General features: G+C 70.8%; 10 protein-coding genes. 3 read left to right on the top strand and 7 right to left on the bottom strand.

Translation table 11 applies throughout. The features are described from left to right. Window positions 1-2: 2 nt before the first annotated feature. Window positions 3-2312: a cellulose biosynthesis cyclic di-GMP-binding regulatory protein BcsB gene (gene bcsB, locus KY49_RS05650; protein ID WP_042583713.1), complete on the bottom strand. Its 2310-nt coding sequence runs from the start codon at window positions 2310-2312 to the stop codon at window positions 3-5. Window positions 2313-2616: 304 nt separating this feature from the next. Here bcsB and KY49_RS38430 point away from each other — a divergent pair, with 304 nt between their 5' ends. After that, the gene (locus KY49_RS38430) at window positions 2617-3006 is read left to right on the top strand and encodes a hypothetical protein (RefSeq protein WP_231636343.1); all 390 of its coding nucleotides are present in this window, start codon (window positions 2617-2619) and stop codon (window positions 3004-3006) included. A 25-nt stretch (window positions 3007-3031) separates the two neighbouring features. Here KY49_RS38430 and KY49_RS05640 read toward each other — a convergent pair whose 3' ends face one another. From KY49_RS05640 to KY49_RS05625, 4 genes are all read right to left on the bottom strand, one after another. After that, window positions 3032-3505, bottom strand: a complete 474-nt coding sequence (locus tag KY49_RS05640; RefSeq protein WP_042584578.1) for a hypothetical protein — start codon at window positions 3503-3505, stop codon at window positions 3032-3034. Beyond that, a complete protein-coding gene (locus KY49_RS05635) occupies window positions 3505-4926 on the bottom strand; it encodes a phosphatase PAP2/dual specificity phosphatase family protein (RefSeq protein WP_042583711.1) in 1422 nt (473 codons plus the stop codon). Before KY49_RS05635 ends, KY49_RS05640 begins: the two co-directional genes overlap by 1 nt. Then, window positions 4926-6692 carry a bifunctional alpha/beta hydrolase/class I SAM-dependent methyltransferase gene (locus tag KY49_RS05630; protein ID WP_042583710.1) on the bottom strand — a complete coding sequence of 589 codons (1767 nt, stop codon included), beginning with the start codon at window positions 6690-6692 and terminating at the stop codon, window positions 4926-4928. Before KY49_RS05630 ends, KY49_RS05635 begins: the two co-directional genes overlap by 1 nt. 73 nt (window positions 6693-6765) lie before the next feature. Next, complete coding sequence (locus KY49_RS05625; protein ID WP_042583709.1) at window positions 6766-7371, bottom strand: CDP-alcohol phosphatidyltransferase family protein; 606 nt, start codon at window positions 7369-7371, stop codon at window positions 6766-6768. A gap of 450 nt (window positions 7372-7821) precedes the next feature. On the opposite strand from KY49_RS05625, the gene KY49_RS05620 reads away from it, so the two are divergent. Together KY49_RS05620 and KY49_RS05615 are read left to right on the top strand one after the other, a co-directional pair. Then, window positions 7822-8451, top strand: a complete 630-nt coding sequence (locus KY49_RS05620; RefSeq protein ID WP_042583708.1) for a lysophospholipid acyltransferase family protein — start codon at window positions 7822-7824, stop codon at window positions 8449-8451. Window positions 8452-8484: 33 nt separating this feature from the next. After that, window positions 8485-9414: a phosphatidate cytidylyltransferase gene (locus tag KY49_RS05615; RefSeq protein ID WP_042583707.1), complete on the top strand. Its 930-nt coding sequence runs from the start codon at window positions 8485-8487 to the stop codon at window positions 9412-9414. Between the two features lie 47 nt (window positions 9415-9461). Here the strand turns inward: KY49_RS05615 and KY49_RS05610 are convergent, their stop codons facing one another. Both KY49_RS05610 and KY49_RS05605 read right to left on the bottom strand, forming a co-directional pair. Next, window positions 9462-10265, bottom strand: coding sequence for a hypothetical protein (locus KY49_RS05610; protein WP_042583706.1), 804 nt, complete (start codon window positions 10263-10265; stop codon window positions 9462-9464). 268 nt (window positions 10266-10533) lie between these two features. Then, a complete protein-coding gene (locus tag KY49_RS05605) occupies window positions 10534-11043 on the bottom strand; it encodes a membrane protein (protein ID WP_010100391.1) in 510 nt (169 codons plus the stop codon). Between the last annotated feature and the right edge of the window lie 183 nt (window positions 11044-11226).

The raw sequence follows: 11226 nt of genomic DNA, 5'->3' as shown, positions 1-11226 counted from the left end.
CGTCACATCCCCCGTCGCCGCGCGGCAATCCTTTGCAGCACGCTGAACGCGCCGAGCGCGAGCAGCAGGCCCGCGACGACGCCGACCGCGCCGAGCACGACCGGATGCCGCGCCGCATGCGTCCAGAGCCGCGCATACCACGGCACGAAGCCGACCACGTAAGGGTCGCCCACGCGCATGCTGTCGACCGTGCCCGGCCGCACCACCGCGAGATCGCCCTGCAGCTGCGACACGAGCCCGGCATTCTCGAACACGTCGAGCAGCGTGCCGAGCTGCGGCTGGTCGGTCGCCGTCAGCGCGACGACGCTGCGGCCGCGGCTGTCCGGCAGCTCGAAGCCGACGAGCGCCGCGAGCGAGCCGGTCTGCTCGATGTGCGCGCCGCCCTCGGCCATGCCGACGCCGTTGCGCCAGCGCTCCTTGACCGTGAACGCGACCCGCGCGCCGCCCGCGCCGCCCTGCTCGCCGAGTGACAGCGGCAGCGCCGCGCGCCAGCGCTCGAGCAGCGGGAACGACGGCGCGCCGTCGATCACCAGCAGGTCCTTGTCGCGCAACGCAGCCATGTCGCCCGGGCGCGCGACCTGCACGCGCAGCGCCGGGTAGCCGGTCCACTCGCCCATGTGGCCGAGCATCGTCAGGTACGCCTCGAGCTCCTGCGGCGACGGCCGATCAGCGAGCACGACCGCGGTCTGCGACAGGTCCGCGAAGCGCGTGAACGGGAAGCCGCTGTTCGCGAAGTACGCGAGGTTCGGCAACTGCGCGTAATGGACGAAGTGCGAGAAATCGATCGTCGAATCCGGATCGATCGCCGCGCGCTGCGGCTCGGTCGCGGTGCTCGAGCACAGGCCCGTCTTCTGCGAATCGAGCGTGAAGCGGAACTGCAGCTGGTTGCCGCTGCCGACGCGGAACGCCGGAATGTCGACGTCGCTCGTCACGCGCCCTTCCGGCACCGACAGCAACGGCAGCTGCATGCGGCCGCGCGCGTCCTCGGCGTGGGACGGCCCGAGCCGGTACGACTTCACGAGCTGGTCGTTGATCTCGACCGCGAGCGTCGAATTGTCCTGCACGGTCGGCGCCGTGTAGCGGTAGCGCAGCGTGATCGGCACGCCCGCGCCGTTCCACGAATGCAGGTCGGCCGGCACCCGCAGGTTCAGCCGGATCGCGTCCGGCGACGTGCCGCGCACTTCCAGCTCGCGCGGGTCCGCCACCAGTTCGCGGAACGCGATCGGCCGGTCGACCGGCAGCCAGCGCGGCGCGTCGTACGGCTTGCGCGGCGCGCCGGCGTCGACGTGCGCGACCGTCGCCGACGGCCCCGACAGCGCCGCGCGGCCGAGCACCAGCGTCGCGGCCGCGTCGTCGACTTCCGCCGCCGTGCGGCCCGTGACGACCAGCACCTTGCGCTCCGGCGCGGCGGGATTGTCGACGACCGCGAGCGTCGGGCCGTTGACGGACGGCAGCGCGAGGCCCGGCGGCAGTGCGGCGACCGGGCCGATCAGCACCGCGTGGTCGTTCGCCGGCAGCGCGGACGACACCGGGAAGCGCGCGTGGCGGTAGTCCGCGAGCGCGCCGAACCACGACGCGAGCACGCCCGCGCTGCGCAGCGTCGCGGTGTCGGGCGACGCGGGCAGCACGAACGGCAGGCGCACCCGCCCGTTGTCGCGGCGGTCGAAGAACGGCGCGGGCAGCAGCGCGAGATCGTTCGGCAGGCGCACCGGCGTCTCGTCGAGGATCAGCTCGCTGGTCGGACTCACGTCGGCCCACAGCGCCGAGTTCGCGGGGTCTTCGCAGTGATCGAGCGAGTAGTGCGCGATCAGCCGCAGCCCGATCTGGTTGAAGTCGGAGAAATAGCGCGAGTCGATCGGGATTTCCTGCGTGACCGTGCGGCCCGCGCGCGGCGCATCGAACGGCACGGTGGCGACCACCTCGCCGTTGATCGACACCTTCAGGTGCGACAGCGGGAACACCAGCGACGGCGAATACGCGTACGTCAGGCGCAGCCGCGCGGCGGTCACCACGCGGTCGAGCCGCACGCCGGCGCTGATCGTGCGCGCGTCGTCGGCGCCGCGCAGGCGCAGCGGATCGAACGCGCCGAGCGTCGAGAACGGCAGGCGCACGGTGGTCGCGCCCCGGACGGCGGACGGCGCGCTCGCCGGGGCCGTCGGAGCCGCCGCCTGGGCTGCGACCGGCGCCGAAACCGGCGCCGGAATGGCCCCGGCCGTGCCGGGCGCCGTCGGCGTGGCGGCCGGCAGGCAAGCCGCGTAGAACGTGCCGGCCGCGGCCGCGATCGAGACGAACAGCGATGTGGCCGGCTTCATGCGCGGCCCCGCTTCATGTGATGGTCGACAGTGTCGAAAGCGACGCACGCGGCGCAGCCGGGCAGGCGAATGCACATCCCCAATGCTTCCCCTTGAATCCAGGTCCTGGTTGTGGTGATCGAAACGGCGTGGCTGACCACGGCGGCGCCCCCGCGCCGCTGCGCGCATGCCTGGCACCGGCACCCGCGCAGCTCCGATTCGTCACACTATCTCAAAAATAGATTAAAAATTACCCCAGTTCGAACATGCACTGCATGAAAGCCCCGATTCCGGTCAGAAATGCTGCGCGCCGTGCATATGAGGTATGAATTGCGTCGTTGCTGCTGAAGTCGCCGAACGGCACAATGCCGGACGCTGCCGGCGCGGAAAATCGTGTGCGAGCCCTGGTCGGGCAAGCGAGACGTCGGCGGCGAACCCGTTGCAGGCCGCGCGCCTCCGCGTAGGCGGCGCGTATGCTACCGCATTCCGCAGCCGCCCGCCGCGTTTTCTTCGTGGAAAGACAAACTTGCATCAATCCTCAGACATCGCCAACCCGCCCCCGGAAACCCTGCTGCGCATCATCGCCGCGCAGACCGAAATCGCCCGGCTCGGCCTCGACCTCGGCAGCGTGATGGCCTATGTCGCCGATCAGGCGATGTACGAGGTCAAGCGGTCGCGGCCGCATCGCGCGCAGCGCAATGATGTAACGGCGTGACGGGCTGACTGCGTGGCGGCGCCCGTCAGGCCAGCACGCGCCAGATCCCCGACGCCGCGATCGCGGCCCCGACGACGAGCCACTGGACGACCGCGATCCATACGCCGGTCCGGCACAGGCCGATCGCGCCGCGCACCCGCGCATCGAGCGTGCGGCCCGCCTTCGTCGCGTCGATCCAGCCGAGATCGGCGAGCGCGCGGTCGAGCGCGGCCAGCGCATCGCCGCCGGCGGGCTCCGGCGCCGCCGCCGACGCTGCATCGGCCAGCGCCGCGAACAGCCTGCGGTCGACCGCGATCCGCACCGCGAACCACAGCGCCGCGACGCCCGACGCGGTGCTGACGGTCGCGAGCAGCGCCTGCGCGAACGGCGCGGCGCTCCAGCCCGACGCGACCCACCATCCCGCGCCCGCCGCCACGAGTGCAACGGCGACCGCCCACGCGCCCGCATCGAGCGCACCGCGAGCCGCGGCGATCCGGTACGGCGCGGACCGGTCACGCATCATGCGCCCTCCTTCTCCGCCGCTCGGCGGTCGATCCAGTCCTGCAGCACGTCCACCGCTTCATCCGACCACACCGCGCGCGGCCGGACCGCCCGCACCGCGGCCAGCGCGTCGCGCGCATCGCGCAGCCCGCGCCGCATCGCGATCCACGCGGCCGCGCACAGCACGCTGCGCCCATAGCCGAGCGCACAGCAGACGAGCACGTCGCGCCCCTCGCCGTGCAGGCGCTCCAGCGCGGCAACGGCCTGCTGCAATTGCCGCGCCGTCGGCGCGACGAGATCGAGCTGCGGCACCGTCGCATACGCGCACGACGCGTCCGTCGCGGCCCAGCGCGGCATCTCGGCGGTCAGGTCGACGACGCCGGTAAAGCCGTGCCGCCGCAGCTCGCGCGTGGTCGGCGTGCGGCCGATCGACACGCGCTCGTCGAGCCGCGCGGGCGCGGACCGCCGGAACGTCCACGCGCGCGAGTTGACGAACGCGCCGGCGATCGTCGGCGCGAGCAGCCCTTGCATGAACGGCGGGAAGCGGCCGCCGGCGTCCTTCTGGAACGCGCCCGGCGCGCCGCGCCAATAGATCCATGCGACGCACGCGAGCGCCAGCGCGACCCACCCCGCCGCCAGCGCCCAGCCGGCCGCGCGCGCGATGCAGGCGAGCGCGAGCAGCGCGACGGCGCCCGCGCCGAGCGCATAGCGGCGCGCCAGCGCGCGGCTCGCCGCCGAGGGTGCCGTGGAAAGCGCCGCGTCCGCGCCCGGCCGCCGGCCCGCCGCGTCGCGCAGCGGGAACAGGAACAGCGCGAGACAGCCGACCGCCGCGCCGGTCGGCACGTCGATCACGTGATGCTGGTAGGTCGTCAGTACCGACACGCCGATCGCCGCGAACCACAGATGCAGCGCGGCGCGCGCCAGCGTGCCGCGCAGGTGTGCTGCGTAGACGGCCCACAGCACGACGAGCAGGCCGATATGCAGCGACGGCGCCTGGTTGAACGGCTTGTCGAAACCCATCAACAGCGTGAAGAGCGCACCGGCCACGCCGCCCGCGTCGGGCCGCTCGAAGCCGAAGCGCAGCGGCCACGCGATGAAGCACGCGACCGAGATCAGTTGCACGGTCAGCAAGCGCTTCACGTGATCGAGCAGGTCGTCGCGGCGGGTCCAGAAGAAAAACGACAGCGCGTACAGCAGGTCGATCGACCAGTACGGCACGATCGTCCACGGCACGAACGGAATCGCATGCTCCCAGCCGAACGCGAAGGTCGGCACCGCGGCGCGGCGCGCGGCGAGCCAGTTCGCGAAGCCGTAGCTCGAGAAGAACACCGCGCCCATCACCGCGAGCCAGCGCAGGCGCAGCGCGAACGACGCGTCGCGCACGCCGGCAGCCGCCGGTGCAGGTGCGGAAAGGCCGCGCGCGCCGCCGAGCTCGCGCATCACGCGTCGACCCGCTGCGCGAGACTGACCGTGAAGATCCCCATCTCGTCGATCCGCTGGTCGAGCTTGCGGAAGCCGGCGCGCGCGACGAGTTCGTCCATCTCGGCCTGCGAGCGGCGGCGCATCACCCAGGTCGCGTCGCCGCGGTGGTTGTTCAGCGCACGCGCGATGAACTCGAGCTGCGGATGCCACGGCTGCCCCGTATAGACGAGATAGCCGCCCGGCGGCACCGCCTGCGCGAGCCCGCGCAGCGAGCGCTCGATCAGCGCGTTCTCGCCGAACAGCTCGTAGAGGCCCGACACGATCGCGAGCGTCGGACGCGGCTCGAGCGTTGCGAGCGACGCCTCGTCGAACGCGTCGCCGCGCTCGAAGCGCGCGATCGGCTCGAGGCCGCGCTGCGCGATCAGCACGCGCCCTGCCTCGACGTTCGGCGGGCTGTAGTCGCGCAGCGTGATGTCGTCGGGCGCGGCGCCGTCGCGCTCGGCTGCCGACGCGATCGCGTCGAGCACGTAGCGGCCGTGCCCGGCCGCGATGTCGACGATCCGCACCGGCGCGCTGGCGCCGCGCAGCCGCGCGATCGCCGCGCCGATCAGTTCCTGCAGGTGCACCTTGCGCTGGCGGATGCCGGCCCAGCCCGGCGAATCAAGATAGGTGCGGTCGATCAGCCGGCCGACGCCGAGGCGCCCCTGCGCGTGATTGCGGTACACGTAGTCGAGCGTCGAGCCCGAATCGAAGCCGAGCTTCAGCCCGAGCGCGATGCCGTCGGACAGCGCGCCACCCGCCTTCAGCCCTGCCCGCGTGATCGCCCAGTACGCGCGCGCGAGCGGATTCGCGGGCGGCCGCTGGAGCGCCGCGTATTCGTCGTGGAACGCACCGCGCCGGTCGGCGTCGGCGAGCGACACGCGCGGGCTCGGCGCATCGAATTCGCGCAGCACGAACGCGCGCAGCGGCGCGAGCGCCTGCGCGCGGTCGCGCTCGCCGAGCGTGTCGTGATAGAAGCCCGGCAGCACGATGCGCTCCTTGCGCGCCGCGCCGAGGCGCTCGTAGAAGCGGTCCTGCGGGCCGCGATGGACGACCCAGTCCGCACCGGAGATCAGCAGCTGCGTCGGCACGGTGATCGCCGCGGCGTCCGCGACGATCCGCTGCGCGGTGTCGTGCAGGTCGAGCAGCATGTTGACCGCGATCGGCCGCGTGATCAGCGGATCGGCCGCGTAGCTCGCGATGCGCTCGGGGTCGTGCGTGAGGAATTTCGGCTTCACGTAGCTGTTCACGTAGAACAGCCCGCGCAGCTTGTGCATCAGCCGCAGGCCGGGCCGCGCGAACGGCACGTAGAGCTTGATGTGGAACGCCGGCGACGCGACGACGAGGCAGCGGATCGGCGGCGCGTAGTCGTGCGCCCAGGTCGCCGCGAGCACCGCGCCGACGCTCTGGCCGACCACCGCCATGTCCTCGATCGCGATGCCGTGCGCGTCGCGGATGTGCTCGACGAAGGTCTGCAGGTCGCGCACCGACGCGGCCGCGCTCGGGCTGTAGCCGCGCGCGCCGGGCGAACGGCCGTGACCGCGCGCGTCCCACGCGAAGAACGCGAATTCGGGCAGGTCGAGCTCGTCGACGAGGTGCGCGACGCGCGCCGAATGCTCATGCCCGCGATGCAGCAGCACGATCGCGCCGCGGCAGCGCGTGCCCATCGCGGGCCAGTGACGGTAGAACAGCGTTTCGCCGTCATGGGTGGTGAAGTCCGCCTCGCGGGCGATGCGTGCGCTCATGCGTTTTCTCTCGTTTCGTTATTCGAATCAATTCGGCGCCGCCCTCCGACGCCGCTCCCCGGCGCTGCCCGGGTCAGCCGCCCGCTTCGGCGACGCCGGCCCGCACGCGCCGCACCATGGTCACGACCGACAGCACGATCAGGAGCCGCCACAGCCATGCGGCGATGCCGCCGACCGGCAGGCCGACGCCGATCCACAGCGCGAACGCGCCGAGCGCGAGCGCCCGGTCGCTCTTGCCGAACGGGCCGTCGTAGCGGCGGCTCGCGCCGGCGAGCGGCCCGATCAGCCCCGCGCCTTCGACGACGACCGCCAGCAGTGCGAACAGCCAGACGTCCGCTTGAGCGAACGCCGGCACCGCGAGGAACGGCAGCACGAGCGCGACGTCCGACACGATGTCGCCGAGCTCGTTCAGGTATGCGCCGAGCGTGCTCTTCTGCCCGTGCTCGCGCGCGAGCATGCCGTCGATCGCATTCAACGCCATGCGCAAGAACAGCCACAGCGGGATCAGCAGGAACAGCGCCTTCGCCAACCCGCCGAGCCCGGCGAGCGCGCCGACGACGATCGAGCCGCCGGCGGCGAACAGCGTGACCTGGTTCGCGGTGACGCCGCGTTCGGCAAGGGAATCCGCGAGCGGGCGCAGGCAGTTCTGGAATTTGGGTTTGAGTGCGTAGAGGCTCATCGTTTTATTCGCACGGCTTGCGGGACGTCTTCGCCGGTCGTGCCCCGGACGGCGGAGAGGTCGCATCAATGGACGGCCATAATCGTCGCCGAGCGGCCATCGTGCGTCAAGCATCCCGAACGGTGTCGCGCGACGCCCGACGCCGCGGGCCGCGGGCCGCGGCCCGCGGCGCGGCATTCTGGTGTTTTTCGCGGAAACTCGCGATAATCCGCTGGCCCGAATGCCGCGCCACATCGTGCCCGCCGCATTCGCGCACCTGTCCAATAGCGGTCATTCACGCCGTTCATCGCGGCATCCGCCGATCATCGCGGACCCGCGACAGGCATTCACGAATTTGAAAATAGTCAAATATGGGCCGTCCGGCGCGCCACGCAGCGCGCCGGCATTCCGGGAACCTGCCCGCCGCAGCGATGCGGCGCGGCAGGCATGCGAACAGGAGGCGCGTCGCCGATGAACATCCTGCATGCGTGGCAACGCGATTTCCTGCTGTCGATCGTGCGCCTCGTCGCCGGCGCGTATCCGGTCTGGCATCAGGCGCCGCCCTCGCCGACGCAGAAAATCTACTTCTCGAACCATACGAGCCACATCGACACGCTCGCGATCCTCGCCGCGCTGCCGCGCGACGTGCGCGCGGTCGTGCGGCCGGTCGCCGCGCGCGACTACTGGGACAGCAGCGACCTGAAGCGCCACATCGCGCAGAAGCTGCTGAACGTCGTGCTGATCGACCGCCACCGCGAGACCGGCGGCGATCCGCTTGATCCGGTGCGCGACGCGCTCGCGCAGGGCCATTCGATCATCATTTTTCCCGAAGGCACGCGCAGCGCCGAAGCGCTGCCGCAGCCGTTCAAGAGCGGGCTGTTCCATCTCGCGAGCGAGTTCCCGAACGTCGCGCTCGCGCCGGTCTACCTGGAGAACCTGCAGCGGATCATGCCGAAAGGCGCGATCTGGCCGGTGCCGCTGATCTGCAAGGTGCACTTCGGCGCGAACGAGGCGCGCGGCGACCAGGAAGACAAGGCGTCGTTCCTCGCCCGCATGCGCGACGCGCTCGTCGCGCTCGCGCCGCACCGGCCCGCGGGCTGAACGCGGCGCCACCTTCCACATCCGGACATCGACATGCGAACTCTTTTCTGGGAACTGGTCGCGGGCGTCACGGCCCTCTTGGCCGTCGCGACCGTGATCGGCGCGATCCTCGGCGCGCGCAGCGGCGGCGCGAGCGCGACCATCGTCAACCTGAACCAGCGCATCCGCGCGTGGTGGGCGATGATCGCGGTGATGGTGATCGCGATCGGCCTCGGCAACAACGTCACCTACCTCGTGTTCGCGCTGCTGTCGTACCTGACGCTGCGCGAATTCATCACGCTCACGCCGACCACCGCGAGCGACCACACGACGCTGTTCATCGCGTTCTTCGTCGCGATTCCGGTGCAGTACCTGCTGCTCGCGATCGACTGGTACGGGATGTACTCGATCTTCGTGCCGGTGCACCTGTTCTTCGCGATGTCGCTCGTATCCGCGCTCACGCAGGACACGCGCGAATTCCTGAGCCGCAACGCGAAGATCAACTGGGCGCTGATGGTCTGCGTGTACGGGCTGAGCCATGCGCCCGCGGTGCTGATCCTCGACATTCCGCGCTACACCGGCCAGAACGCGCTGCTGCTGTTCTTCTTCCTCGTCGTCGTGCAGATCAGCGACGTGCTGCAGTACGTGGTCGGCAAGCTGTTCGGACGCCGCAAGATCGCGCCGCGCCTGTCGCCGTCGAAGACGATCGAGGGCTTCGTCGGCGGCGGCCTGCTCGCGACGCTGTGCGGCGCGTCGCTGTACCGCGTGACGCCGTTCAGCTTCGGCGCGGCGTTCGGCATCTCGCTCGCGATCGTGATCGCGGGCTTCGTCGGCGGGCTCGTGCTGTCGGCCGTCAAGCGCTCGCTCGGCACGAAGGACTGGGGCTCGATGATCGCCGGCCACGGCGGGATGCTCGACCGCGTCGACTCGATCTGCTTCGCGGCGCCGGTGTTCTTCCACCTCGTCCGGTATCTGTACGTGTGACGCGCGGGCGGCACGGCGTGCCGCCTCGCGTGACGCGCACACCCGGCTCAATACCCTTCCTGCAAAGCCTTCGGCACGACGTAGCGGCCGCGGGCTCCGTCGAACTTCACCGTGTAGCGCGCATGGACCGCCCGGTTTGCGCGCCAGCCGGTTTCGGTCACCGTCAGCGGATAGACCTCGTCGCTGCTGCTCGTATCGGGCGTGATCTCGAAGCGCCGCGCCTCGCAATGTGCCTTCGCATTCGCGCAGTCGTTCGACGCTGAATTGTCGAGCGCTTCGTTGATGCGCGGCGCGGCCAGCACGAACGCGTTGCCGCGCGGCAGCCAGATGCTGCGCATGCTCACCGAATAGCCCTGCAGCGTCACGCCGTCGCTCAACACGAAGCCGAACAGATGCGGCCCGAGACGCTGGATGCTCACCGTGCCCGGCTCGCCGTAGTTGCCCGACGCGATGTCGGCTTTCGTGATCACCGGCGCCAGCGCCTTGCCGTTCCGCACGGGCTTGAGCACGTACAGGTCGACCGCGCCCGCATCGCCCTGGGAATCCATGCGCGGCGTGCCGTTCTGCACGCTGGCGGCGGTTGCGCCGCACATCGCGAGCAGGTAGCGCGGGCCGTCCGGCGTGCTCACCCGCAGCGACGCGCACGGCTGGTAGACGTTGTCGCCGTCGACGGGCTGCCAGCCCCGGCGATCGGCGCGCCACTTGCCGTAGGTGTCGCGGATGAAGTCCTTCAGCAAGCGGTCGGGGGGCGTAGCGTCGGCCGCATGCGCGGCTTGGGCCGGCAGTGCGGCGCACAGGCCGCAGCCGGCAATCGTCAGCAATCGGCTGACGCGGCGGAAAGTCGAGGTCATCTGAAAAGCGGGCCCGTCGGAGTGTCGTTGTTCTTTCTGTTGGCGCAGCCGTCGGCGGCGCCATCCCGGAATCGCGATAGCTTATCAGGATGGCGTGCCGGATCGACGGGCGCGATCCGTAGTCGCTCGGGCCGGCGTACACGCATGCGGCGGCCGATCGCGCGCCGGTCAGGCGCCGGCGCGCGCAAAAGCGGCGCGGTCGGCACGCGCGCCGCCACGCCGCGTCATCGCGTAATTAGGCGCGCCATCGAGCGCGCCGCCCGGTGGCTCAAGGAAACGCCGGGATCGTCGGGTCGTGCCCTTCGACATCCGCTTCCGGATGGTGCTTCTTGATCAGCGCCTCGATTTCGTCGACGCGATCGGTCTTGACGTCCACCATCAGCAGCAGCTCGCCCTTCTCGACCGCGCCTTCAAAGCGCTTCAGGCGCGTATTCGGCACGTCGACGCCGATCATCGTCGCGGTCCACGCGCCGAACCCGGCGCTGAGCAGCGTGATCAGCACGACGGCGCCCGCGCCGAACTTCAGCCCTTCCGGATGAAACACCAGCGCGGCGAGCCCGACCACCATCCCCACCAGCCAGCCGACCAGCGTGCCGCGCCCGAGCGCCGGCAGCAGGTCGCTGCGCTGCGCGAGCGTAGCCGGCGGCAGGTTGTCGGTTTTCACGCCCGGCGCCGCCAGCACATGGACATGCCGCCATTCGACTCGTTTGAGCAATAACTCGTCGATGATCCGCGTCGCACTCTTCGCGTTGGGCAACAACACGTAGATTCTTCGCATTTCCCGCCCCTCCTTCCCATGCCCGCGAACGGCCGCGACACATGCGTCGCGGCGCGCCACGCCGGAGCATGCGCTACCGCGGGCCGCGGTCCTTTCATATTAGTCGCTATCCCTGCCCGCGGCGGTCCTCGTCAATTCGGCCAGCAGCGGTACGATCGCCGTTTCGCTCGATGACGGGGTCGG

The sequence above is a fragment of the Burkholderia sp. MSHR3999 genome (assembly GCF_000833595.1).
Lineage (GTDB): Bacteria > Pseudomonadota > Gammaproteobacteria > Burkholderiales > Burkholderiaceae > Burkholderia > Burkholderia ubonensis.
The sequence above is the reverse complement of the archived record's forward strand: the minus strand, read 5'-3'. Positions and strand labels throughout refer to the sequence as shown.